At 48.7% G+C, this 26273-nt stretch carries 23 protein-coding genes; 11 read left to right on the top strand and 12 right to left on the bottom strand.

The window, feature by feature from the left end:
• The first annotated feature begins 10 nt into the window (after positions 1-10).
• The 8 genes from QLH52_RS15690 (at position 11) to QLH52_RS15655 (ending at position 5763) form a co-directional block, all read left to right on the top strand.
• Positions 11-451, top strand: coding sequence for a hypothetical protein (locus QLH52_RS15690; protein WP_033157632.1), 441 nt, complete (start codon positions 11-13; stop codon positions 449-451).
• Positions 452-594: 143 nt separating this feature from the next.
• On the top strand, positions 595-1881 hold the full coding sequence (gene hemL / locus QLH52_RS15685; protein ID WP_319962186.1) for a glutamate-1-semialdehyde 2,1-aminomutase: 1287 nt from the start codon (positions 595-597) through the stop codon (positions 1879-1881).
• 76 nt (positions 1882-1957) lie between these two features.
• Positions 1958-2206: a CCDC90 family protein gene (locus QLH52_RS15680; protein ID WP_033157634.1), complete on the top strand. Its 249-nt coding sequence runs from the start codon at positions 1958-1960 to the stop codon at positions 2204-2206.
• Positions 2207-2335: 129 nt separating this feature from the next.
• On the top strand, positions 2336-2854 hold the full coding sequence (locus tag QLH52_RS15675; protein WP_319962185.1) for a hypothetical protein: 519 nt from the start codon (positions 2336-2338) through the stop codon (positions 2852-2854).
• Between the two features lie 176 nt (positions 2855-3030).
• Complete coding sequence (locus QLH52_RS15670; RefSeq protein ID WP_171697037.1) at positions 3031-3303, top strand: type II toxin-antitoxin system Phd/YefM family antitoxin; 273 nt, start codon at positions 3031-3033, stop codon at positions 3301-3303.
• Positions 3284-3553 carry a Txe/YoeB family addiction module toxin gene (locus QLH52_RS15665; RefSeq protein ID WP_171697036.1) on the top strand — a complete coding sequence of 90 codons (270 nt, stop codon included), beginning with the start codon at positions 3284-3286 and terminating at the stop codon, positions 3551-3553. The genes QLH52_RS15670 and QLH52_RS15665 overlap by 20 nt, the downstream gene beginning before the upstream one ends.
• A 187-nt stretch (positions 3554-3740) precedes the next feature.
• Positions 3741-4388 (top strand): hypothetical protein, encoded by a 648-nt coding sequence (locus QLH52_RS15660; RefSeq protein WP_171697035.1) that lies wholly within the window; start codon positions 3741-3743, stop codon positions 4386-4388.
• Between the two features lie 31 nt (positions 4389-4419).
• Positions 4420-5763 carry a DNA recombination protein RmuC gene (locus QLH52_RS15655; RefSeq protein ID WP_240348147.1) on the top strand — a complete coding sequence of 448 codons (1344 nt, stop codon included), beginning with the start codon at positions 4420-4422 and terminating at the stop codon, positions 5761-5763.
• A 479-nt stretch (positions 5764-6242) separates the two neighbouring features.
• Here the strand turns inward: QLH52_RS15655 and QLH52_RS15650 are convergent, their stop codons facing one another.
• Positions 6243-9227, bottom strand: coding sequence for a cytochrome c peroxidase (locus QLH52_RS15650; RefSeq protein ID WP_205452389.1), 2985 nt, complete (start codon positions 9225-9227; stop codon positions 6243-6245).
• A gap of 543 nt (positions 9228-9770) precedes the next feature.
• Between QLH52_RS15650 and QLH52_RS15645 the strand changes: the two genes are divergently transcribed.
• Genes QLH52_RS15645 through QLH52_RS15635 form a run of 3 tightly spaced genes read left to right on the top strand, consistent with a single transcriptional unit; the run spans position 9771 to position 14919 of the window.
• Positions 9771-10697: a hypothetical protein gene (locus tag QLH52_RS15645; protein WP_205452380.1), complete on the top strand. Its 927-nt coding sequence runs from the start codon at positions 9771-9773 to the stop codon at positions 10695-10697.
• Positions 10698-10738: 41 nt separating this feature from the next.
• On the top strand, positions 10739-11806 hold the full coding sequence (locus QLH52_RS15640; RefSeq protein WP_205452378.1) for an efflux RND transporter periplasmic adaptor subunit: 1068 nt from the start codon (positions 10739-10741) through the stop codon (positions 11804-11806).
• Complete coding sequence (locus QLH52_RS15635) at positions 11803-14919, top strand: efflux RND transporter permease subunit (protein ID WP_319962184.1); 3117 nt, start codon at positions 11803-11805, stop codon at positions 14917-14919. Before QLH52_RS15640 ends, QLH52_RS15635 begins: the two co-directional genes overlap by 4 nt.
• A 240-nt stretch (positions 14920-15159) precedes the next feature.
• Here the strand turns inward: QLH52_RS15635 and QLH52_RS15630 are convergent, their stop codons facing one another.
• The 11 genes from QLH52_RS15630 to hldE form a co-directional block, all read right to left on the bottom strand.
• Positions 15160-15807, bottom strand: a complete 648-nt coding sequence (locus QLH52_RS15630) for a glutathione S-transferase family protein (protein WP_101052874.1) — start codon at positions 15805-15807, stop codon at positions 15160-15162.
• Positions 15808-16071: 264 nt separating this feature from the next.
• Positions 16072-16521, bottom strand: coding sequence for a nucleoside deaminase (locus QLH52_RS15625; protein ID WP_319962183.1), 450 nt, complete (start codon positions 16519-16521; stop codon positions 16072-16074).
• 151 nt (positions 16522-16672) lie between these two features.
• Positions 16673-17542: a 4-hydroxybenzoate octaprenyltransferase gene (ubiA, locus tag QLH52_RS15620; RefSeq protein WP_319962182.1), complete on the bottom strand. Its 870-nt coding sequence runs from the start codon at positions 17540-17542 to the stop codon at positions 16673-16675.
• Positions 17543-17576: 34 nt separating this feature from the next.
• Complete coding sequence (locus QLH52_RS15615) at positions 17577-18470, bottom strand: hypothetical protein (RefSeq protein ID WP_319962181.1); 894 nt, start codon at positions 18468-18470, stop codon at positions 17577-17579.
• A gap of 4 nt (positions 18471-18474) precedes the next feature.
• Complete coding sequence (locus QLH52_RS15610; RefSeq protein ID WP_319962180.1) at positions 18475-19665, bottom strand: AAA family ATPase; 1191 nt, start codon at positions 19663-19665, stop codon at positions 18475-18477.
• A gap of 24 nt (positions 19666-19689) precedes the next feature.
• The gene (locus QLH52_RS15605; protein WP_319962179.1) at positions 19690-21186 is read right to left on the bottom strand and encodes an FtsK/SpoIIIE domain-containing protein; all 1497 of its coding nucleotides are present in this window, start codon (positions 21184-21186) and stop codon (positions 19690-19692) included.
• Positions 21179-23212 carry a DNA sulfur modification protein DndD gene (dndD, locus tag QLH52_RS15600; protein WP_319962178.1) on the bottom strand — a complete coding sequence of 678 codons (2034 nt, stop codon included), beginning with the start codon at positions 23210-23212 and terminating at the stop codon, positions 21179-21181. Before dndD ends, QLH52_RS15605 begins: the two co-directional genes overlap by 8 nt.
• Complete coding sequence (locus QLH52_RS15595; RefSeq protein WP_319962177.1) at positions 23209-23427, bottom strand: DNA modification system-associated small protein; 219 nt, start codon at positions 23425-23427, stop codon at positions 23209-23211. The genes dndD and QLH52_RS15595 overlap by 4 nt, the downstream gene beginning before the upstream one ends.
• A complete protein-coding gene (gene dndC / locus QLH52_RS15590; RefSeq protein WP_319962176.1) occupies positions 23400-24536 on the bottom strand; it encodes a DNA phosphorothioation system sulfurtransferase DndC in 1137 nt (378 codons plus the stop codon). The genes QLH52_RS15595 and dndC overlap by 28 nt, the downstream gene beginning before the upstream one ends.
• Before the next feature lie 101 nt (positions 24537-24637).
• Positions 24638-24802 (bottom strand): hypothetical protein, encoded by a 165-nt coding sequence (locus QLH52_RS15585; protein ID WP_319962175.1) that lies wholly within the window; start codon positions 24800-24802, stop codon positions 24638-24640.
• A gap of 28 nt (positions 24803-24830) precedes the next feature.
• On the bottom strand, positions 24831-26261 hold the full coding sequence (gene hldE / locus QLH52_RS15580) for a bifunctional D-glycero-beta-D-manno-heptose-7-phosphate kinase/D-glycero-beta-D-manno-heptose 1-phosphate adenylyltransferase HldE (protein WP_319962174.1): 1431 nt from the start codon (positions 26259-26261) through the stop codon (positions 24831-24833).
• Positions 26262-26273 lie beyond the last annotated feature (12 nt).

Raw genomic sequence — 26273 nt, 5'->3', positions numbered from 1 at the left:
AACAACACTTATGAAAACTAGAAAAACGTCTTATCTGTTTGCCACGCTGATTGTTTCGGCGTTGACCCTTGCCGGCTGCTCCAGTGATGAAGCGGAAACACCCAAAGCCAGTGCCCCGTCTGCAAGTAAAAAAGCTGTCCATCGCGTGGATAGCGGCGAAGCGACCGAACCCGAGAAACGTCAATTCGAAAAAGAGTTTTCAGCCAAATGCGTCGCGCGGGAACTGAAAAACTCGAATAACAAAGACGTCGACGAAAAACGCTTCCAAGAAAGCTGCGACTGTATCGCCGAACACATCATGAAAGATCTATCGGAAATTGATGCCGAGAAATACCTGGAAGACCACGAAGACACCCACACCTTGCAGATCAAATTCGATGCTGCGGCGTATTTCTGTTTGCAAAACAAACCGCAGCCGAAAGGCCCGCATTTGTTTGGCAAACCGCAATAACGATGTAGGTTGGGTTTGCCCGAAAGGGCATAAAAGGCGTTAGCCGTAACCCAACACGTCGGCCTTAAATGTTGGGTTACCCTCTATCGAGCTTATTCAGGGTAAACCCAACCTACCGATTTATCCAATCTTTCATTCCCCCAATGACCCAATCTTCCGAATTATTTTCTCAAGCCAAACAATACATTCCCGGCGGCGTCAACTCGCCGGTGCGTTCCTTCAGCGGTGTTGGCGGCACGCCGGTATATTTCGATCGCGCAGCCGGCGCTTATGTTTACGACAGCGAAGGCAAGCGTTACATCGATTATGTCGGTTCCTGGGGACCAATGATTTTGGGACACGCACATCCGGCCGTAATCGACGCGGTTAAACACAGCGCCGAAAAAGGTTTGAGTTTTGGTGCGCCCACCGAAATCGAAACGCTGATGGCGCAAACAGTTTGTGAACTGCTGCCGTCGATAGACATGGTGCGGATGGTCAGCTCCGGTACCGAAGCCACCATGAGCGCATTGCGCCTGGCGCGCGGTTATACCGGCCGCGACAAGATCGTTAAATTCGAAGGCTGCTACCACGGCCATTCTGATTCCTTGTTGGTCAAAGCCGGTTCCGGTGCGTTGACCTTTGGTGTACCCAGTTCACCCGGCGTGCCGGCCTCCGTCGCTGCCGACACCCTAACCCTGACTTACAATGACAGCGATGCGGTGCGCAGCACCTTCGCCGAACTGGGCGACAAAATCGCCTGCATCATCGTCGAACCGGTAGCCGGCAACATGAACTGCATTCCGCCCGAGCCGGGATTTCTGCAAACTTTGCGCGAGGTTTGCGATCAATACGGCAGCGTGTTGATTTTTGATGAAGTAATGACCGGCTTCCGCGTTGGTTTGCAAGGCGCGCAAGGCCTGTACGGCGTTAAACCGGATTTGACCACACTGGGTAAAATCATCGGCGGCGGCCTGCCGGTCGGCGCTTTCGGAGGCAGCCGCAAAATCATGGAATATCTGGCGCCGCTGGGCCCTGTTTATCAAGCCGGCACCTTGTCCGGCTGCCCGGTGGCGATGGCCGCCGGCTTGAAAACCCTGGAACTGATCAACCAGCTGGGTTTCTACGAAGATTTAACCACCAAAACCACTAAATTATTGGCCGGCCTGCAAGCCGCCGCCGACGCAGCCAGCATCGCCTTTACCACCAACCAGGTCGGCGGTATGTTTGGCTTGTTCTTTAGCAATGAAAAATTGGTTAGCCGTTTTTCCCAAGTCATGGCTTGCGATGTTGATCGCTTTAAACGATTTTTTCATGGGATGTTGGACAAAGGCTTTTACCTGGCTCCATCGGCTTTTGAAGCTGGGTTTGTTTCTGCTGCGCATTCGGATGAAGATTTGCAGGCAACGGTAGATGCGGCGGCGGAGGTGTTTAAGTGCTTGTTGGATTGAATGTAGCGTATGTTCAAACCCCTGAAAACTCATTGAATTCTGGTACACTGACAGGCAAATTGAAAGGGGATATGCAATGGCTAGTGTGACTTTTGATACTCACAAATTTGCGCGTAAGTTGAAAGAAGCCGGTTTTGACGAAAAACAGGCGGAGGCTGTATCGGAAGCTTTTCGCGACGCCCAAACCGAAGCCGATCCGCTCACCAAAAAGGATTTGCAAATCGAGCTAGCGCCGGTCAAATCGGATTTATTGATCGTCAAATGGATGCTCGGCTTGGTATTTGCCGCCGAAGTCATGCCGCTGCTTGCCAAGCTTTTGGCTTGAATAGCCTAACATCGTTCGTGCGGTATACACGCTGCTAATAGCACCACGGACCGACGCATACCAAGGAGGATTTGCAGGCGGCGGCGGAGGTGTTTAAAGCGTTGTGAGATTGTGGTGTCCGAGTAATGTATGAAAACCTTTAAATTACTTGTTAGGCTTATGTATCACTATAATCCCTACATCTATTTCACTGTAATTGTTACCTTAACTCTTATTGGCTGCTCTCGTGAGTTTGAATATGGCGTGGTAAGTGGGCCACTTCAGATCCCCGCGAACACACGGGTGTCAATCAAAAACCCAGAACATATAAGAACCCCGAACGATTATGATTCTGTTTGCGTGCTTCCAGCTGAGCCATATGTGGTTGCGGACGCAGTATTCGGTCCAAATGGGGTGGTACCGCCGAAATTTGTCGGCCCCAATGGAGCGGCGTTCTCACCGAAAATCTTTGTTAGGAATGCTTCAGGTATAGAGGATCCTTTACCAAGCATTTCCATAGCTGTTACCAATAACGGAACTTGGCTTTGTTTTAGGTCATTGGACAACAATCAAAAATTACACTTACCGTATACTGAGATAGCACTAGAAAGCTCTGAGGCTATGTATATCAAGTCAATTCAATGGGATAGCACTGAAATATCGTTCTAACCGAAGGCATGTAAAGCTATTATTTTTGTGCGGTTACGCTCCGCTAACCGCACCTACCAAACCTTGTTTTTTCTGACATAGCGAATAGCTGAGTGGCTAGCATCATTCATAGCCGTAGCCCAATAACGACTTTCATCCTATAATGGTACGGAACTTCCGTACAGGAGAAAGCCATTATGGAAACTGTCAGCGTCAATCAATTTCGGGACAATTTAAAAAGCTACGTCGAGCAAGTGGTCGATAATCACGAGCCGCTGAAAGTCACCCGCCGAGCTGGAGAAGCGTTTGTGGTTATCAGCGCCGACGATTGGGAACGGGAGCAGGAAACGCTTTATGTGCTGCAAAACGCCAACCTGATGGCACAAATCGCTGCTTCCGCCGCCACACACACTCAACAGCAAGGCTACCGACCAAGCGAAGAGCAATTCATTGAGATCGCTGGCATTTGAAGGTAACACTTGGGTTGTCTACGAAGCGCTGAGAGACAAAGACAAAGTTTTACACAAAGCGCTTTGCAAACTGTTCAAGGAAATGCTGCGCGGTGATCCCGCAACTGGTTTGGGCAAACCGGAACCCTTACGTCACAATCTTTCCGGACTTTGGTCCAAGCGAATTTCGCATAAAGACCGGCTGATTTATAAGTTCGACGATAACTGCATTTATATTTTTGCTATCGGCGGACATTACGACCAACATTGAAAGTCAGTATCTGAGCGTCGCCATCGCTCGGCGGTACAATTTTGATTTTCGCCATTCCCACCCGCTAATCCCAAGCCTACAATCTCTCCTGATAACTCAAAGCAGGCTTTCCCAGCTTTGAAAACCAACGATTTGTGCTCTCTGGCCAAATCGTATATTCCGTGTCTAACTGATTTGGACGAAATAGATGAATAAGCAGCCAACCCACTTGCCAACTCCAAAGAAACAGGGTTATAGCCTAATCCTGATTAACTCAGCCAAGTATAAGATTTCTGGTCGGATACTACTTTACGTTGCTTGTCTACTTGTCGGGTTTTCCAATATAAGCCACGCCGATTTTGTTACCCATCCGCTAACCGACGCACCGTCTCCAAAGCCATCGGAACCGGCAACACCGGCCGCGCCGGAAACCACTGATACCGGCCAGCCTAACCAGGCCGAGATTGACTTTAACGAGCAGTTTGGCGAAAAGAAACTGGGTACCTGCAGCATGACCTACAAGATGGAGGGCTTTTCGCTGGCTTATAAGCAATACGACGGTACTGGCGAAATCACCTGCCGTAATGGCCAAAAGGCAGCGGTAAAGCTGTCCTCAAAAAGCATAGGTTTTACGATTGGCTATTCGGTTATTGAAGGCGAAGGCCATTTCACCGATGTGAAATATATCAGCGAAATTTTTGGCGATTACATTTCGCTGGGTAATCACTTTGGTATTAAAAACTCGGTGGATAGGCAAGTATTGACCCGTGGCGAAATTTCCCTGGTGTTGATGGGTAAAGGCAAGGGCTTTGACATTGGTTTTACGATTGGGGATTTGTCGATCAAGCCGCGGTAAACCGTCTGCTTGATTTATTAAGAGGATTTCGATGGAAACAGAAATAGGGATGGCACTGGCGGCAATACCGTTGGCGGCTTTGCTTGGTTACCTGACTTGCGCCTGGCTGAGCGGTAAGCGGCAGCGCGAATTGCAAAGTCAGTTAGAGCATCAGCAACAGCAAGTCCAGCAACAAGCCGTTAAATTGGCCGTGGCGGAAGAGCGGGTTTTGCTGTTGGCGCAAAAAGAATCCGAGTTGCAGTTGCTACAGCAACAATTGTTGGAGTTGAAAACCGAAAACGCGGATCTCAACGCGCGTCAGCAAGAACAACACAAAAGCAACGCCGAGAAAATCCGCCTACTGCAAGATGCGGAAAATCAGTTAAAAACCCAGTTCGAGAATCTGGCGCATAAGATCTTCGAAGAACGCGGCAAGCAATTTACCGAACACAATAAAGTCAGTATCGAAAGTTTGGTTGCACCACTTAAGCAACAACTCGGTGAATTCAAAAGCCGCGTCGAAAGCGTTTACGATAACGAAACCAAAGACCGCATTTCCTTACGCGAGGAAATCGTCTCGCTACGCCGCGATACCGCGAAGATGAATCAGGACGCGCTGAACCTAACTCGCGCCTTGAAAGGCGATCATAAAACCCAGGGTAATTGGGGGGAGATGATCCTAGAAAAAGTCTTGGAACAATCCGGTTTACGCAAAGGTATCGAATACGAAACCCAAGGCGCGTTTCGCGATGAAGACAACCGCCTGTTCAAACCGGATGTCATCGTCCGCTTACCGGAAAACAAGGATGTCATCATCGATTCCAAAGTTTCATTGGTGGCCTACGAGCGCTATTGCTCGGCGGAAGACGATAATCAACGTATCGAAGCCTTGAAACAACACACCGAAGCCGTGCGCAATCACATCAAGGGTTTGAGCGACAAGGATTATTCCAGCCTGAAAGGCCTGCGCTCCTTGGATTTCGTGTTGCTATTCATGCCCATCGAAGCCGCCTTTATGGCAGCTTTCCAGGCAGACGAAAAATTGTTTAACGATGCTTTCGAGCACAAAATCGTCGTCGTCACCCCGACTACCTTGTTGGCGACTTTGCGCACCGTGCAAAACATCTGGCGATACGAACAACAAAACGAAAACGCCCGCTTGATCGCCGATAAAGCCGGCAGCCTGTACGACAAGATCAGAGGTTTTGTCGAAGACATTGAAAAACTGGGTAACCAACTCAGCACGGTACAAAAAACCTACGACGGCATCGTCAACAAGCTCAGTAGCGGTAGCGGCAATTTGCTGCGTCAAGCTAGCGCCTTAGAAGAATTGGGAGTCAAAGTTAAGAAAAAGCTGCCTAAAAGCCTAACCGAACAACTATCCGCAGAAGATTGATGTTTCTTGGGGGCTTAATGGCCAGAATCTGGGCGCAATAATAGTAATAACTTTATAAAGATCTTAAAATTATTATTACTATTAGCTGTAAAAAATCTGTGGAAAACCATATTTATATTTTTTAATTCAATACCTTATTAAAAAATAAGGCTGTTATGCATCGGCTATTGTGCTTGTTCACAGCTTGGGGATAACCAAAAATTAGGTTTTCTTTGGCTACTTATCCACAAATTTATAGCTATTTAAACAACAGGTTTTCAACAGCTGTTGCAAACTATAGGAAAAATGCAATTGGGATGGGCCGTCAGACTTGTGTAGGAGATTGAACTAACACTCGGAAAAAGGGAAAATCCCTGGGCAGCCCTAGTGTTGCAGGCTTAAATAAAAAAGGCACAGGCTTATCAGCCCGTGCCCATGTCTTTTTGAATGGGATCTCTCCACCAGCCTTAATCGGTGGGTGAAGAGATTTGAGCGGTCGTTTATTTCAAGCCACTTTCGAAGGAAGGCAATGGAGCCGATTTGCCAAACCGGCCAACGGCAGGCAAAGTGCGATTTTCATCCACACCCAGAGCTGGGTCCAATTGATTACCATCCGTTACGAAAAACTCGTTACCGACATGGCCATGCGGAATGGTCAGTGATGGGTGGTCGAAAGGTGCGCGTTCATAACTGACTCGGGGATCCGTGAAAGTTTTCATGAATGCCACCAAATCCGCTTGTTCTTGCGGTGTTAAACCCAGCGGTTTGACATCCGGATGTTTTTGCGGATTATCAAAGTTGCCGCCTTGGTTGTAAAAGGACACCACTTGTTCCAGCGTTGATAAGCTACCGTTATGCATGTACGGTCCCGTAAATTCCACATTACGCAACGTCGGTACTTTAAAGCCGCCATCTACCACAGCTGTGTTTTGAGCGCGTCGCGCCGGCGAATTATCTGCGCACAGGCCGTTATCTTGGTCAAACTTACAAGGTTCAACACCAAAGCTGTCGACGAACTGACTTTGCACATACTGGCGTGACAAAGACAGCGTATTACCGAAAGGATCCAAACCGCCACCGCCAATATCGTAATCCGTTGGAACGACGCCTATGTTGTAAAAGCCTTTATCGTAAATCGCAACCTGGTTGTTTTTCATCAACATGCCTTCGATGACATTGTCACTGGTTTGCAAGTTGGTAGCGTTGGACATCGTTGGCCCTTTATGACAAGCATTGCATTCCCCCTTACCGTTGAATATCGCTTCACCGTTACGTTCGGCTGTGGTGGGGATGTACAAGCTGCGTTTCCATTTGTCGAAGCGGCTGTCATCGGATATCAATGTTTCTTGATAGAGCTGTAAGGCAATACCAAAATACATCGAGAAATTGGCTTCCATTTGATTGTAAGCCGCGTTAGGCGCCACCCCTGTATTGGGCGTACCGCATTGGCTGCCGCAATCACCGTTCCAGTAAGCGGGTGCAAAGGCTTTTTGGATCAGGGTGCTATAGGTTCCATTGGCACCCAACAGTGTAGGTAAAGCAGACAACACGCTGTCATCAGCCGCTATCGATTGGAACTGCAAGGGCTTTCTATTCAAAAGCTTACGCCCGACGTCGGCAAATTTACGCGCCCGACAAGCCATTTCAAAATCACTACCGACCGGGCCCACCGCTTGAGACGCCAAAGAGGCGTTTATCAATTTCAGCGGTTTTTTGACGATTTTGACCGGTGGCGTGTAGGTCACGACCAGTCTTGGCCGTTGTGATGTGGTGGCTGCTTGGGCGCTGGCTATAGTCCAGTTATCAGCGTCTGTTGAGCCCGTGTTAATCACCCAGCCGTAATTGGGCGCACCATTGGACCAAGCTTGAAGTGATGAAGCCAAGTTGTCGAAACTTTGGTTTCCTGAACCGCCTGCGGACAAGCGGAACAATTGGGTGCTGCTGGCTTCCACATTGTTGGTAGAAATACCACTGGCGAGCGAATTCCAGGTCGAAGTATCGCTCCAGGGCACCAACATTTGATTAATTCCGACGTAATCCAGACCATCGGTTTTGGTCACAAACACCTTCAGCGACGCGCTTTCGATTTTCGAACCGGGAGGAATTTGTCCTGGACCGTTCCCAAACAAGCCGTCGAAACGAATCAGAATGTTTTTCTGATTGGGAGAGCCATCGTCAACTAACAGGGAAGTAGCGGTCGCATACGCTGTATTCCTGAAGCTGGCGTCGAGATAGGTGTCGACAGTGCCGCTGAAATTGTTTGTGCCCTGTTGGAAATCCACGTTCCGGGTTAGGTTATCGTTGATGTAAACACCTGCGGCAACGTCGCGCGCACCGAATGGCGACACACCGTTGAACTCATTGTTGGCTCGACCATCCCAGAAGTTACGGTAGTTATAAGCGGCATTGATCACGGTTGGTGAGTTTCGCGGCTCGACATTCCGGGTACCCACGCCATTGACATGGAAGATGGGGGAAACATCGCGGTCGCAATCCTCGTTATTGCTGTCAGCAATTGTCGAGAAGAATTGACCCGAGAAGGTACCTGAGGAGGTCACCGTGTCGTCATTGGCAGGGTCAAAGGGAAAGTCGGCTTTAGTCAGGGTGTAATTTGGACCACCGAGCGCGCCAGACAAAGTGGGTTCAAAGGTAGTGCCTGTTGCTGCAGCATGGGTTAAGCCGGGCGAAAGCTGGTTTTTTACCCGGTTATCACCGCCAGCGTGAAAGTGGCAACTGGCGCAAGCCATTTGATCACTACCAACACCTTGCTCCCAGAACAACGCTTTACCCAGAGCAATCGCGGCCGATTTATCGACAACAATAGGGGTGACAATGTCGGTACGGGTTTTTTCATTGCCAAATAGGCCGGGTGTGGCCGGCGGTAAGATGCCGGTCAAGGCTTCAGGGGTATTGGGATCCCCTGAAATCGTAGTTTCCAGCGAAACGTCATCTAGGAAGGTGCCGATGCCATCAGACGTGCCAGTGGCTTCAAAACTTAATGTAGCTTCGCCGGTTGGGCCGCTATACAAAAACAGGAACTGCCACTCCGTCCAGTTGCTAGTACCTACAACAGAAAAATAACCGCTGTTAAAGTTGGGTGCTGTCACTGCGGCACGCAAACCGCCTCCCAACTGGAAAAGGCTTCTTGAGCGGCTGTGAAACCGCAGACGATAATGTTGGCCGTTGACCAATTTAACTTTGGTGGACATGCTGGAATTGGCCCACGTATCCAATTCGACAAAATGTCTGCCGCTGTGTGCGTTGACACCAGAGGCACCATTTGTCAGCAATTCCAGATTATTGTCGCCTGCAGTCCAAACCCGGGTTTTGGGGAAATACTGATAGGCACTATTGGGCATTTGGTCTTGAATGAAGCCGTTCGGCGAACCGGCAGTCTGTTCCAGTGTGGTGCGCTCGAAATCGTCGGAAAAAAACACCACGGCCTGAGTGGCGGGGAAATAGCACGTCGATAAAATGATCGCCAAAACTGAAAGAGCATTTATTTTGGTTCTCGGGGGTGCCGATTGCTGGTCGACAAGCGGCAACTGGGTACAATTGCTTTGATTCATATCATTTAGTTAGGAAGTTGAAAAATTGAATGTTGAGCGGTTCCAGAATGGTCAGCTCGGATTGAGAACAGCAATAAATATACCGATAGGACAAATTTTCTTATCAGTTAAGATGTTAACTAGCAATTGGACCAAGGTATTTTTTCAACTGTAAAAAAATCAGACAATGCCTACGATTTATGTAGGGAAGTTCTGATTAGATAGCTATCCTGGATTTTAAGAAACATTGAATAAGTTGAGTTAGCTAATGACTCCTCAAAGAGTATGTGGGGTTCGACAAGCTTGCGGCAAGTGCTGTCGATTTGCTTTAACGCTTATGTAATTGCAGTCGATCACGAGCAGAATCAAAAATTTCTGTTTCTAAACGGGTAAACGGTAGATGTAAGTTCTATCCTCGATAAGTTGGTCGCATGAGATTAAACTTGTCGTTTCGACGATAGCTGAGCGGAGGCTTCCCACATGAATCTAAACAATGCTGATGTTTTCAGTCAGCTACATATCGACATCGCCCGCAATTCCACCGACGATTTCAATCTGTTCCACGATAGCCGGAAGTGGCAGAACATCAACGGTAATCCGTTTAATGGCCCGATTACCTTGGGGTTTCAGCTGGAGTCCTTGATCGAAGGCAAGATTGCCGACTATCGCCGGCAACATGACGAAGAAAAATTGCTGGCCGAACAGGGCTTGAACTTCAGCAATTACCAGTTTGCCTTTGCCAATGCCATTAAGCCGAACCAGGCGATTGAAGTGGATATTAAAGACTCGGTATTTAAAAAAGAACCGTCGCCAAGCTTGAGCAATCGGATTATCGTCAAGGCCGACGGCAAACTGGCCCTGACCGGCTATAAAAAAGAAACTGCTGAACCGCTGTTTTTAGATCAGCCGGATTTGTCTCGGGTCGGCGAATTAAAAATCCAGCCTGACCGTTGTTTTTTGAGCAATGGTTTTTTTCTCAAACGCAAGTTCATGATGACCAGCAATGCCAAGAATTTTCTGTGTGCATCGCTGCGTGATCAAACCCAGTATTTCGACGAGCTACAGGATAAGGTGATTTTCCCGGAGATGTTTCCGTGCGCATTGCTGTCCAGTGCTTTGCTGGAAAAGGCCTTGAAATGGCTGCACGATTTCGAGCGTAACCCCATGGTCTATACTTCGCACAAAATTTCCATCGACAGACGCTGTTTGTCGCAGCTTAAAAGTAACGACGCGGTGCATATTTTGATCAAACCCGCAGCGGATTGTGCCGCGCACGATTTCGGCGATTTGAACGCCACACCCTTGGATTACGAATGTTACGGCCTAGTCAACAATCACAACGCCTTGTTGTTTAGAGCATTGATTTCGCTGGTGCCGCTGGAGTTAATCCGCAAGGCCATGGCATAAATAACTCTGGATGCAGCTAGTGCCATTTTTTAGGGGATAAAATGAAATATTTGTTGTTGACGTTGCCGCTATTGCTGGCCGCTTGCGAAAAACCAGCGCCCACGGCATCAGCGCCCAGACCGGCTTTAGTGGTGACAGTAGGCGAACAAACCACAGCCGCTCCTATCATATTGATAGGCGAAATTCGCTCCCGCTACGAAAGTGCTCAAGGTTTTCGCATCAACGGCAAAATTATCGAACGCAATGTCGATACAGGCGCAGTGGTGACGAAAGGTCAGCTGTTGGCCAAACTGGATAGTATGGATACCGGTTTATCCACCCAAGCGGCGCAGGCGGAAGTCCGGGCGGCGGAAGCCGATCTGGCCTTGGCCCAAGCCGAGCTGGACAGACAACGCCAATTACACGCCAGCAAATTCATTTCCAACCAGGCTTTGGATATTCAGGAAGCGCAATTCAAGGCGGCGGCGGCCAGGGTAAAGCAAACCCGCGCGCAAGCGGCGGTAACCGGCAATCAGTCGCGCTACACGCAGTTACTGGCGGAGCGGGATGGCGTGGTTACCCGCATTCAGGCCGAACCAGGCCAAGTGGTTGCCGCCGGCGAGCCTATTGTTCGTATCGCCGTGCCGGAAAATAAAGAAGTCGAAATAGCCGTTCCCGAGTCGCGCATGCTGGGCATCGCTGTCGATGTGCCGGCGGAAATCAGATTGTGGGCCAACCCCACTACCGTATATCAAGGTAAAGTCCGGGAAGTGGCACCGGCGGCCGATAATCTCACACGTACTTTTCAAGTACGTGTGGTTTTGCTGGATGCCGACGATTCGGTGCGTTTGGGCATGACGGCCGGCGTTCGCTTTTATCATCAGGACACCAAGGATTTTTTATTACCCACCACAGCGCTCACTCAGCGCGATGGTCAATCCGTCGTCTGGGTGGTGAATCCGGCGAACGGTGAAGTTCAGCCTAGAACCGTTCAGGCTGGCGCGTTTCGCGAAGATGGCGTGTTGATTGCCGGCGGTATCCAAAAAGGCGAACAAGTCGTGGTGGCTGGGGTGCAAACTTTGATACCCGGCCAGAAAGTTAGGGCAACGCCGCTGCGGAGCCAACCATGAAATCGGGCTTCAATCTCTCCGAGTGGGCTTTGCGGCACCCGGCATTGGTGTTATATGCCATGTTGATGCTGACCTTGGTGGGCATGCTTTCGTATACCAGGCTGGGCCAGTCTGAAGATCCGCCGTTCACTTTCAAAGTGATGGTTATCCGCACCGGTTGGCCCGGTGCCAGCGCGCAGGAAGTGGAACAACAAGTCACCGATAAACTGGAGAAAAAACTCCAGGAAGTACCCTGGCTGGACAATTTACGCAGCTATTCCAGACCGGGCGAATCCTTAATTTTTCTGTCGGCCAAGGACTCCACACCAGCGGCGCAAGTCCCGGACATTTTTTATCAGGTTCGCAAAAAAATCGGCGATATTGCTTACACCCTGCCGGCTGGTGTTGAAGGGCCGACGTTCAACGATGAGTTTGGGGATGTATACGGAAACTTGTATGCCTTGACCGGCGACGGTTACGACTATGCGGAACTGAAACGCCACTCGGAAACCTTGCGCGCCGAACTGCTCAGAGTGAACGATGTCGCCAAGGTCGATTTTTTCGGCGAGCAGAAACAACGCATTTACGTCGAATTGTCCAATGCCAAATTAGCGACCATCGGCATCGACGTTGCCACCTTGCTCCGCACCTTGCAAGCGCAAAATCTGGTGACGGGCAGCGGTAGTTTCGATTCTGAAAACGAGCATATTCGGATTGCGGTAACCGGTCGTTACGATAGATTGGAAGAACTGCGGGATGTACGTTTTCGCGCCAATAACAACGAATTTCGGTTGGGCGATGTCGCCAAAGTCAGCCGCGGCTTTGAAGATCCCCCCAAGGACCGGGTGCGTTATAAAGGTCATGACGCGCTGTTGATCGGCGTGGCGATGCGTGCTGGCGGCGATATCATCAAGCTGGGCCGCGATTTGGACCAGGCCGTAGTAACTACCCAAGCTCAATTGCCGGTGGGTTTGGAATTGCATACTGTGTCTTCGCAGCCGAAAGCGGTGCAGCGCTCGGTTAACGAGTTTGCCAAATCGCTGACCGAAGCGGTCGTCATAGTGCTGGGCGTTAGCTTGCTGTCGTTGGGTTTACGCACCGGCATCGTGGTCGCGATCACGATTCCGGTGGTGTTGGCGGTTACCTTCTGGCTGATGCATCTGTTTGGCGTTGGCTTGCACAAAATTTCTCTGGGTGCGTTGATTTTGGCTTTGGGCTTGTTGGTGGACGATGCCATTATTGCGGTGGAAATGATGGCGTCTAAGATGGAACAGGGTTGGGATAGAACCCGTGCTGCCGCATTTGCCTATACAACCACCGCGATGCCGATGCTGAGCGGCACATTGGTAACCGCTGCCGGCTTTTTGCCGATTGCCACGGCGGCGTCTTCTACCGGCGAATACACCCGCTCGATCTTTCAAGTGGTGGTCATCGCCTTGTTGGTCTCCTGGTTCGCGGCGGTAGTGTTTGTACCGTATTTGGGCCATCGCTTGTTGCCTGACTTGAGCAAGGGACAAGAGCAAGCGTCGAGCTGGGCGCGGATTTGGGCCAAATTGCGGAACAAACCACATGCCGAACAGCCCAAGAACCACGCCCACGAGCTTTATCAAACGCCGTTTTATCTGCGCTTCCGAAAACTGGTGGCTGCTTGCGTTATCCACCGTTGGCTGGTGATTGTTTTAACCATAGCCATGTTTATTACCGCGATCTTCGGTTTTAAGTTTGTCCAGCAACAGTTTTTTCCGGATTCCACTCGGCCGGAGTTAATCGTCGATTTGCGTTTGGCTGAGGGTGTGTCGTATGCCGCCACCGAAGCCGATGTGAAAAAAATGGAGGCCTGGCTGGATGAGCAAAGCGGCATTGATAATTACGTGGCTTATGTCGGCAACGGCAGTCCGCGTTTTTATTTACCTTTGGATCAGCAATTACCGCAACGCAGCTTTGCGCAGTTTGTGGTGTTGACCAATGGTCCAGCGGAACGAGAACAACTGCGCGATAAACTCATCCATTTGTTTGAACAGGATTTTCCGGATATGCGCGGCAGCGTATTACGTTTGGAGAACGGCCCGCCGGTAGGTTTTCCCGTGCAATTCAGAGTCTCCGGGCCGGATTTATCAACGCTACGCACGATTGCTCGCCAGGTGGCGGATGTGATGCGCGCCAACCCTTATCCGTCCAATGTGCAGTTGGATTGGGAAGAGCCGGTGAAAGTCGTGCGCGTGAATGTTGACCAATCGAAAGCCAGACTGCTGGGGATTAGCTCCAGTGATATTGCCAATATTGTCAACGGTGCGCTACAAGGCTTGTATGTGACCGAATTTCGTGAAGGCATCGAGCGCATCGACTTATTGGTGCGAGGCGCCGAAATCGAACGTAAGCATTTATCGCGTCTGCAAAATTTGATGATACCGATCCCCGGCGGACGCAGTGTGCCCCTGTCGCAAGTCGCGGAACTGGAATACGGTTTTGAGGAAGGTTTGATTTGGCGGCGTAATCGCATTCCTACCGTCACGGTGCGCGCGAATTTGTATGGCAATATGCAGGCGCCGATGGTGTCGGCACAGATAGAAGAACAACTGGTCGACATAAAGCGGCAATTACCGCCTGGCTACCGCCTGGAGACCGGCGGCGCGGTGGAAGAATCGGCCAAAGGCGGCGATTCGGTCGCGGCCGGTATGCCTTTGTTCTTTCTGACGGTATTGACTGTGCTGATGATCCAGTTGCAAAGCTTTTCGCGGATGGCCTTGGTGTTATTAACAGCGCCGCTCGGTTTAATCGGCGTGACCTTGTTTTTGTTGATTTTTCAACAACCGTTCGGTTTTGTGGCGATGTTGGGTACCATCGCACTTTCCGGCATGATCATGCGCAACTCGGTAATTCTGGTCGATCAAATCGATCAGGATAAGCAGGCCGGGCGTTCGGATTTTGATGCGATTGTCGATTCGACGGTGCGCCGGTTTCGCCCCATCGTATTAACGGCGGCGGCGGCAATATTGGCTATGATTCCCCTCACCCACAGCGCCTTTTTCGGCCCGATGGCAGTGGCGATTATGGGAGGTTTGACCGTCGCGACTGCGTTGACGCTGCTGTTTTTGCCGGCTTTATATGCAGCTTGGTTCAGAATCACTGTTTAATTTTTAAGGTTTAGAAACCGGTGTTTTCGCGTGGGTGAAATTCAGGTTTCGAATGCCCCGGTATGAACTGTAGAAAAGCATTACAGGAACGACCGATTAATGGCTGGTCAATGAGTTGATCTTTCCAGTTGCCTTTTACATCTGCACTGGCATATCGGCAAAACTCAGTTTTGAAAATATCGATCATTTCAGTAAAGCAGTGACCATTTTATTTTGGTGATAAGCAACGTTGTAAACCGCTTATTCAAACGCGGTGATTACCTCGCTTTCCAACTTGCCGGCTTCCATCCAGGCGCTTACAGCCGGGCAAGCCAGCACCGAGTCTACATAGGCCTGCGCCTCTTTATTGGTTGCCAGTTGATAGCTGTGAAATCGCAAGGCGACGGGGGCGAACATCGCATCGACTATCGTAAAACGGCCGAATAACCACGGACCGTCGTGGCGGTGCAGTTGCCGGTAGTGTTGCCAAATTTCACCGATACGTTCGATGTCCGGATGTACTGCTTCCGGCAAGGGTTTGGCTGAGGGTGTTCGCTTGCAATTCATCCCGCAATAGGTTCGTAGCGCCGTAAATCCGGAATGCATTTCGGCAGCCAAGGAGCGGGCCGCGGCGCGTTCGGCAAAATCCTCCGGCCAGCCTTGGGTTTGCGGAAAGCGTTCCGCCAGATATTCCAATATCGCCAGCGAATCCCAAACCTTAAGCTCACCATCCAGCAAAACCGGTACCTTACCGGTCGGCGAGTATTGCAGCAGCTTGTCTTTCGAATCCTCCCGATACAGCGGGATGCGGATTTCCGTGAAATCGATGTCGTGATATTTCAAAAACAACCAAGGCCGTAACGACCAGGATGAGTAATTTTTGTTACCGATGACTAAGGACAGACTCATAAACGAAAACTCCTTTGCAGATTATGGATCGAGAATTTATTAAATCGGATATCGTCGTCCCAGAGAATGTGTGAACCCAGGGAAATGAGAAGCCCTGTTCCACTCTCGAAGGCTTGACAGCGAAGAACGCCTTTAGGTATCAGCGCATCATTCTCGCCGTTTTATAATAAATAACCGCATAGAGCAATGCCATTTTGTAAGGGATTTTTAGTTGGGTTCTACGGCTGTGCTATTCAACGGATGGAATCAGCGGCAAATCTTGGTTTAACAACAATCCTCACCGATGTCTTCAAACCAAATCTTTGGCGATTGAGCAATAAAACGGCTCATCAACTCGATGCAGACGGGGTCGTTCAATTCCACAATCTTGACGCCGGCTTCTCTTAGCCAGTCCAGATGCCCGGAAAAGTTGCTTGATTCGCCGACAACCACCGTGCCGATATTGAATTGCCGAATTAATCCCGAGCAATACCAGCACGGTGCCAAGGTGGTGACCAAAATTTTGTCGCGGTAGCTGGTCTGCCGGCCGGCATTGCGGAAGGCATCGGTTTCGCCGTGCACAGACGGATCGTTATCTTGCACGCGGCGGTTGCGGCCCCGGCCCAGCAAGCTGCCATCAGCATCGAACAAGGCCGCGCCGACCGGCACGCCGCCTTCGTCAAAACCGGCTTTTGCTTCGGCAAACGCCACGGCGAGCATCTCGTGATAGTTCATCGCAACTCCTAAAATCAATTGGGGTATGTTTGAAAATCCGTTCTACAAAGGCTGGGTAGATGAGTATGGGGTTAAGTCGAGTTTTAGGTCTCCAAAAACCTCTTTTAAAAAGGGGGTGGGGAGATTTTCCAAACCTAAGCGCCTCGATCCGCTATTGCCAGTAAGCCAACACAATCCCCACAAATACCGCCAGACCGAACCAGTTGTTATTCAAAAAAGCCTTGAAACACTTGGGTTTGTCGAAATGAAAAATCAGCGTTTGCTGATAAATTGACAGACCGGCAGCGACGGCCAAGCCCGCGTAATACGGCCAGCTCAGTTGTTGCATTATGCCCACTGTAACCAACAATCCCATGATAATAACTTGCAGGCCGGCGGTAATTTCCCGCACCCGCTTGCCGAACAGAATGGCCGTGGATTTGACACCGATTTTCAAATCATCGTCGATATCCACCATCGCATACATCGTGTCGTACACCAGAGCCCAGAGCAGCACCGCTAAATATAAAATCCAGCCCACCAAGGGGATTTCGTTGATTTGCGCTGCAAACGCCATCGGCACCGCAAAGCCAAAGGCCGCGCCCAGATAAGCTTGCGGCAGATGGGTAAAGCGCTTCATGAACGGATAACTGGCCGCCAGAAACGCGCCGATGAAGGACAAGCCAATCGTGTACCCATTCAGCAGCAGCACCAAACCGAACGCGGTCAGACACAATACCGCAAATACAATCAAAGCTTCCTTAGGGCTGACTTTGCCGGCCGCGATAGGCCTTAGTTTGCAGCGATCAACATGCGGATCGAAATCCTTGTCGGCGTAATCGTTAATCACGCAACCGGCAGCGCGCATCAATACCACGCCCAGTGTAAACACGAACAACACCAACAAATCCGGCTTGCCGTTACCGGCTATCCACAAGGCCCATAATGTCGGCCACAGCAAAATGAAAATGCCGATGGGTTTATCAAAGCGGGCCAGTAGCCAGTATTGGTGGAGGCGGTCGATTATTTTATTCGTCTGCATATTTTTAGATAGAACTGAAGCGTTTGAAAGGTCTTTAATTTGGTGCTTTGCTACCAATATCGTCCATCAAGTCTTTCAACTCATGATCAATCGTATCTTTCGATGCAATGGCATTGGCAAGACAGCCACGCATTTCTTCCCAATGGCGAATACTTTCAATTCCCAGGCTATCAGATAAATACCGGCATAAGCGCATCAAACTCTTTTTTCCATCTAAAATGCGTGATAGTCCTTCCCAACGCTCGGCGGAATTAACATCATTTTGACCAAATGCGATGATTTTCTTAGCGTCATTGCTAATATCGGGATCAACAACTTCAGGAAATTGTTTTTTCAGAAACTTATCAATCTCCTTGGTTAGTTCTTCGCCCGTTGACTGAATACCAAAACCTGGATTTGGCGAATTTTTACAGTGCCTTACCGAAAAGGTAGTCAGTGCGGTAACTTGGATAAGTTCGTCCGCTTGAGATAAAAATATATCCTCTGAAACGATTGGCGAGGGCGACCGAGAAACTCTTCTGGAAACTTCACTGGTAAAAGCATCCGGTTGTAATAAATAATTTTCCAACTCCCAGCGGCGCAATACATGAATTTTCTCTCCATAGGGCTTTGCAGCGTGGAATTTTGGATCGTTGGTTTCCCAAAATATATCTAACTTCTCGTCAGACAATAAAACATCACGATCAACAATGCCGTAAGCTTGAATATTCTGCTTATTAGCTTCTTCAACTTTGCTAATTACAACTTGGCATCCACCACCGCCCGATTGTTCGCCTTCCGCGCTCACAAAACGCAATTTATCCTGTTTGTGGCTAAACCAATGTTCACTGAAGATGCGCACATCTTCGGCAGACTCTAAAAAGACTTTGATTCCGCCTTCGTACTTTGCATCGACAACTGCTGTTTGTGCTGTTTTGAAACTTGCCATATTTCTATCTCAAATCCGTTTCTTCGATTAGTTCGCCGCCCAAATAGAGACCTTCTCTTTCCTGCCCCATCGTCGCGGTAAAGCGCCGTAATATTTCAATGGAATGGGTGGTTAATATCACCGTAAAACCGGGATTATCCTTAGCTAGTTTCTCCAAGGCGTTATATAAGCGGTGCTGCCAGCGAATATGCAAATGAATATCCATTTCATCGATCAAAATAATGGTGTTGCAGGTACTGTGGGCTCCCATGCGCAAAAACAAATAAGCCAAACTTTTTTCGCCGCTGCTCAATCTGTCTAGCCGATGGGTTTGGTTATTACCGGTATCGATAATCGCTTCGGGTGGATTGCGGCGTACGCCTTTCAACAGCTTGGGCGTTTCGACAAATAACTGTTGGTTAATCCACTCTTGAGCTTTTTCAAATGAACCGTTGTCGAGCCATTTAAGCCAAACTAACAAATTGTCCAGTGAGTTCTTCCAATAAGCGCTATGCGCTTCGAAAGCGTGAACAGGCTGATAATTCCAATGGTTAGGTGTTGAAATACTGCGTTCGTTTATGAACTGGGCCGTTTGCGGAATGCAGTCGTGATTGTCGTTATTCGGATAGGGAATATCCCGGTAAGCGGAAAAATATAAAACGGTCGGCAAATGAAACGACGGTTGCAGAAAGTTATCTTCTGGCGCCGTTTCACTGGCAGCACGGAGAGTCGCAAGTAAATCTTGTAACAGATCATCGCTTTTCAGCGCGATGCCTTCGTACCTTCCAGGAACCGGACTGCGAAATCCGGCCTTGTGCCAACTCTCGGCATTAAAAGTTTGCAGTTGATCCGGCGACCACGGATTTAAAAACGTTTCTTCACCAATAACGCCCGCCAAAACCGATAACACAATACCGATATTTCTACCTTGCCAGCGCAACCTAACCCAGAAATCCAGCTGCGCGCGGCCGTCACGTTTGTCTAAATCCTCATGACCGTAGCTGTCGATAGCTTTTTTTCCCAACAAATTCATCAGGCACGAGAAGGTTTCCAGTGATGTGGTTTTGCCCAAGCCATTGGGCGAAACCATCATGAAGAAATTACAAGGATGATTGTTGTTATCGGTGAAATCGACTTTATAAAAGCTTTGGAAAGGCCCCACCCGATCCAGTGTCAAAAATAAGGGTTTGAATTCGTATACCAATAGGTCGTCCATTGCATGCTCCGTATTTCGAATAAGCTACCGGCAATAATGCGCAATGGCTTGGGCGATGTTGTCGTCAGTTAGTTTGGCACCATGTAAGCGTATCGGGTCGGGCTTATCGGTTAATTTAACCAGCATATCGCCTTTACCCAGTAAGGCTTCCGCACCCTTTGTGTCCAAAATAATGTTGGACTCGGTGTGTTTCTGCACTCGTAGTGCAATCCTGACCGGAATATTGCTGCGCAACAAACCGCTGAACGTCGCGGAATCCGGTCTTTGCGTGGCAAGAATCAAATGGATGCCGGCAGACCGGGCCTTTTGCGCCAATCGTACCAGCGGAATTTCGAGATCGCGAGATTGCATCAAAAGGTCGGCCAACTCCTCTACAACCGCGACAATGCGCGGCATCTGTATTTTGTGGCTGGCTTCTTCATAATTCCTGACACCCAGCTCGATGAAATGCTGGTTACGCATTTCCATTTCATCGACCAAGGCATTAAGAATGTCGGCGGCTTCAACAATATTCCGGCCTATTTGCCCACCAAACAAATTCGGTAATTTGCCGTACAAGGAAAACTCCGTGCCTTTGGGGTCGATCAAAGCTAACTGTACTTGGCTGCTACTCAATGTCAGCAATAGCGAACAGAGCATACTGTGCAAACATACGGTTTTGCCGCTGCCGGTGGCCCCGGCAATCAGGATATGCGGCGCCTCGGCTAAATCCATTGCAAAGTCATCACCCATAACGGTACAGCCTAGCCAGATCGGCAATTTTTCCGGTCGTTTTGTTATAGCCCACTCATTAAGGCGCTGGGCTGGCACTATCCGCCAGAATTCGGGATCTCTAGGGATATAAAGATTGGCGATACCCGCTTCGGAACCAACTTCCAGAGTAATACTGTCATCAGGTACGCCAAGCCGGAACGAAAGCTTGCTCAAGCCTTTTTTCAGAGTATCCAGATGATGAATATTGGCGAGATAGAGTGCGTATTTGTTAAGACGAATACCTTGCTTGGATTCTTTGATTTCCGTGGAGATGCCGATTTCTTTCAATGCTGCTTCCAATTGTCCTTGTTCAAGTTCGGTATTTATAATACTGCCGGTTTCTATAGCGGGCTCGAAAATTAACTCTTCGCGCAACCAATGAATGAAACTGTGCCCGCGATTCCAGCTGGTGCGAATTTCCCGTAATCCTCGGCGAATATGCCTTTGCAGCAGCTTTTTATACCGGGCATCCGAATTAAATAAGTCTTCGTTGTGATAAACGCTTAATACCGAACGAATAGCGTCATCGTAGTCCAAAGCGCCGTCGTTTTTGTTATTGCCATACCCTGTTACTTGTTCTAGCCAGTATTCCGATCCCTTACCAACAAGCGTATCTAAATCCTTGTCTGGATGTGCATCGATCGATAAAGATTTAGCCAGCGCTAATCTTAATACCCGATATTTAGGGGCTTTAGGGGTACGAAAACCATAGGTTTTTACCTGCTCTATAATATTCTCATCATCGTGGCTAGTGTAAATATCAGCCATAGTGAGTTTCCTTGCTTCGTGTTATTTCTCTTATCTCGGTATTTTCCCCAGCGGGATTATATAGATGAAACTCCCGATAAATATAAGGTTCCAATAAGCGATGTTTGCGTTCGTCCAACTCAGAATCGGTCGGCAACAAAATGACCTGTTTGGCTGCATGAGGGTAATAGCGGCTTAGCAAATTATCTTGGTGTTGTTTGTCGATACGGCCTAATGGCGTATCAATAATAACCGGCAATTGCCGACCACAAGCGTCCTTCAAGGCCCACAACAAAGCGGTGGCGGCGAGCTGCTTCATTCCTGCGGAAATGCTACTCATTGCAACTGGGTTGCCGGATATGTCTAAATAGTGTAGTTGAAATAATTCGTCTATTTTTGCCTCGCTAATTAGATTATTTGAGTCCAATAGACTAGCTAAGTGACTGTTGAAATATTTTTCCAGAGTACCTCGTTGTCTTTCTTTGAGTTGTTGCTTATAGGCTGCCAATAGCTTTTGCATTTTATCTAATAATTCAATACGTGTTTGAGCTTGTTCTGATTGGCGAGCTTGCTGGGTTAATCTGGTAATTGCTTCGTCTAAAGGTTTAATCTCACGTTCAATGAGAGGAAGTTTATGGGCAATATCACTTAATTGTTTGTTGAGCTTAGTAAGTTCGTCTTGCCGTTGCTCTAACCTGTCTTGAATCTGTAACAATTGCTGTTTATTTTCCTCAGATAACAGCCGGACATCCTGTAATGTTTTGTCAATATCATTAATTGCATTATCGGCTTGGATAGCTTGAGACAATAGATTGCGCAAGGGTTGTTCAGGGATATGTTGCGGCGCATAAGCAGAAATTGTAGTCAAAAGCTTTTTTGCTCGGCCAATGTCCAGTCGGAAAGGGATGTTTTCTTCCTCTTCTATATCACGGGAGTCAAGTAATTTAGTTATACGTTTTTGATAAAAGGCTATTTGAGAATCAGTAAGTCGATAATCTGGATAAGGAGGTGTGGTAAAAACTTCTTTCAACGGCTCCCGAAGGGATTCCAACATTTCTGCGTTTATACCACGTTGACCATTAACGCAAACATCAACAACGGGTATTGTGTTTTGAATCTGTTTCGAATTTAAACGTAAAAATGCATCCCGTTCAAACATTTCCGAAAGTGCTGTCAGCGCATTTTCTTGGTTTTTCAACTCGCCATTTCTAATAGCTTCAAATTTTGCATTATTTTCGATAGCACCCTGCCCACTGAATAACCTAAGTTTTTGTCGAAGTTCACGAATCTCCTCTTCTAAAGTTTCAATATCAGAGCCTACAGATTGCATTTCTTGTTGAAGGCTTTCTCGGTGTATTCGCATTTCTGACTGGCGATTTTCGGCCTTAACTAATTCTAATTTGGCATCTGGCGCGATAGAATCACGTTCTATTTTTCTAGTCAGTCTCTTGATACATTCTTTGAGATTATCGGCAGGGCGTATATTGAGCAATTGCTCCATTCTCTCGATGACTTTGTTACGATTGGCTTCTGCCAAATAACCGATTTCTTCAGCATCAAAAAAAAAGAATGGAATGTAGTCAAGAGGTAATAGCGCAGATAAATAATTATTAGCATCTTCACCAACTAGCGGAGCCTTTCTGGGGGCCGTGATGGTTAATTCGCTCTGGTAATTACCACCATACAAATTCCAAGCGCGTTTTATTTCATATTCACGATGATTGTCATCAAGTAAAATTGCAGAAACAAAGCACTCAAAATCACCCTTTATTTTAGCCTGATGATTTAATATACCCCACCAGTCCTTATCTCCAACCACAAAACCTTTTGCCGTAGGAGGTTTGTCGCGTTGGACGCTTTGTCGTAACTCTTCAGTGACACCGCCAAAAAGTAGTTTTATGCTGTTGAGAAGGCTTGTTTTTCCAAAACCATTGCGCCCCATAATAACAACAATGTTACCCGAGTTGTCTGCAGGTGGTTCTAAATCAAATGAGCAAGAGCCATAATAAGAAAATATATTATGTAGCGTGATAGACTTAAAAATCATTCCATTCCTACAACTTTATTCTTAAAGGCATATTCTAAAACTCTTTCAAGTTTTCCTGTCAATTCTGACTCACTTCCCCATATACTTAAATCTGGATATTGCTGCATCAGCACAGCCATTTGTTCTGCTATTTCCAGTGGAACTTGATGCTCTTTAGCAAGAGATTTAAGTAATTCGGTGGATTGGATTAATGAGTCTTGTGCAATATCTTCCATGGTTCTCTGCCAAATTGTTCTGCGATGATAAAAGCGCTATCCATAATATCGAAGTCGGCAGTCCATTGTTTTTGAATCTCCACGATTTCTTCATCCGATATTAAAGGCTGTTTGACATTTTGCTCCGCCATTAACAAGCGTTGCAGCATCTCTTTACGAGTGGCGGCTATAAAAGGCCCGTGACCTTCGGCACCGTTTCTTCTAACCGGACTACGCCGGGATTCGTCTTCTCGAATCTCTTTCAACCAATTTCGGTAATCGTTGAGCGGTTTCATCCATTCTTCGCCGTTTTCGATAAAGCTTTCCATTGATTTGTCGGCTTTGACGACCGTACAGGTCCAGCAACCGAAACGGCTACCGCCGCAGGAAGGGGTGTTCAAATCCATCACCACCGGGCATTCGCCACCGTTTGCCTGCCGGTACAAGTCCAGCATAAAGTCGTGACTGCCGCCCCAGGGTGGTGGATTGTTGGTAAATAAATACTCCCAGACATCGTCGCTAGTCCAGTCCGCGATAGGGGACAAAACGAGTGCATTGGCTATCTCGCCATGTGCATTCAATTTACGGCTGCTCAGTTCACGTTTGCCCATGCTTTGAGAGCGTTGGCTGCTTTCCGCGCTTCGTGAACCGAGCAATAAAATGACGCTACCAAATTCGGTTATGACGTTTTCAATGGCTGTTTGTACCGGTTTGATTTTCATCTTGGACGTACACCAACGAAACCAGCGTGTCGGTGGCGGATAGCCCTTGCCGATTAAATTAAACCAAAAACTTTGTTCTACGGTTGGTTGTGCCAGTTCGGCATGAATTGGCAGATCGTTTGCCGAGGCGTGAAAGCTGATTTCTTTAATGCGTTTATCAAGGTAGCTTTCAACATTTGGTGCTTCCACGCGGGTATCCGAGGCGATAACAAATACCGGTTTTCTCTGTTCTTTCTCTAGCGAATAAATCAGCTCGTATACTAATTGCAGTACCAGGGTCGAATCCTTGCCGCCGGAATAGGCAACAACCCACGGCCGGCTATCCGCAAGGTAATTGCGTAGCAGCAAATCTTTGGTTAGCTCGACGTGCGATTGCAGCTTATCGATTGGGAGTACGGCTTGTTGCATCTGTTTGTTTTACTGTTGGTGGTATAGATGGATTCTAACCTGTTAGCGGGGGCGTCGCTAATTGCAGCGATCTTGCCATGTGGTTCGAACCCAGAAAAAAGTCAAATTTCTACCTTGCGGTTTTTTTCAATGTCAGATTTCCCTTTCGACAGGTATTCTTTAGCTGCTTGTTTTGCTGAGGCAATTTCTTCGTCCGCATTGACGCTACGTATCAGCCGATTATGTTCCAATGCGGTTAATATCGACATTTCTTCATCATCAAACATGGCCGTCCTCCTTTGTAACGTTATTAGCTTAGTTGCCGGCTTTATCCTTAATCGTCTGAATAATCGCCGTCGTCGAATGCCCTTCGATGAACGACAGGATTTTCACCTCGCCGCCATTCGCCAATACGCTTTCGTGGCCGGCGATGCTGGTGATGTCGGTGTAGTCGCCGCCTTTGACCAGAATGTCCGGCAGTAATTGGTCGATGACTTCCTTGGGGGTGTCTTGCTCAAATTCCACCACCCAGTCCACGCATTCCAGCGCGGCCAACATTTCCATGCGATGATCCAGTTTGTTGACCGGGCGCTCCGGGCCTTTCAGGCGTTGCACCGAGGCGTCACTGTTGACCAACACCACCAAGCGGTCGCCCAGGGTTTTAGCTTGTTGCAGGTAGCGGACGTGGCCGGGATGCAGGATGTCGAAGCAGCCGTTGGTGGCGACGATTTTTTCGCCGTTTTGTTTGGCGGCGGCGCGCTCAGCCAGCAGGTCCGGTAGGCTGCAGACGCCTTTGTGATGGGCGCGTGGGCCTTGTAAGGCGTTAGCCAGTTCGTCGGTGTTGACGGTGGCGGTACCCATTTTGCCGACCACGATGCCGGCACCGATATTGGCGAGTTGCGTGGCTTCGGCCAGCGACTTTTTCGCGGCCAGACTGGCGGCTAGTACGGAGATCACCGTATCGCCGGCGCCGGTGACATCGAAAACCTCGCGGGCATGCGTTGGTAGATGTAAGGGTTCTTCATTCTTGCTGAGCAGGGTCATGCCGTTTTCGCCACGGGTGACCAGCAAGGCTTGAAGTTCTAGCTCGTTCAGCAAATTCATGCCGCGTTCGACGATTTTCTGTTGATCGGCGCAGCGGCCCACCACCGCTTCAAATTCGCTGAGGTTGGGGGTAATCAGCGTGGCTTGCCGATAAATCGAAAAATCGCTGCCTTTCGGATCGACCAATACCGGTTTGTGCAACTGCTTAGCCAACTTGATGAATTGTTGCACTTGGCTTAGGGTGCCTTTGCCGTAATCGGACAGAACGATGACTTGCGATTGCATCATCTCGGCATGGTATAGATGCAGTAACGCATCGCTATCGACATTGTTAAAACCGTCTTCAAAATCTAGCCGGATCAACTGCTGGTGCCGGCTCATCACCCGCAATTTAGTAATCGTCGGATAACCCGGCACCGCTTGAAACAGGCATAAAACCTTGGCCTGTTGCAGCAAAGCTTTCAACGCCGTCGCCGCTTCGTCTTCGCCGGTAAAACCCAGCAGCGATACTTTTGCACCCAGTGCGGCGATATTCAAAGCCACGTTACCGGCGCCGCCCGCCCGTTGTTCGTCTTGTTTGACGTGCACCACCGGCACCGGCGCTTCCGGGGAAATCCGTGAAGTGGCGCCGTGCCAGTAACGATCCAGCATCAGGTCGCCGACCACCAGCACGCGGGCGGTTGAATAGTTGGGTAATTGCATGGCTTTGGGAGC

The sequence above is a fragment of the Methylomonas defluvii genome (genome assembly GCF_033949435.1).
Classification (GTDB): Bacteria; Pseudomonadota; Gammaproteobacteria; order Methylococcales; family Methylomonadaceae; genus Methylomonas; species Methylomonas defluvii.
Note: the sequence above shows the minus strand (reverse complement) of the source record. Positions and strands in the feature narration are given on the sequence as shown.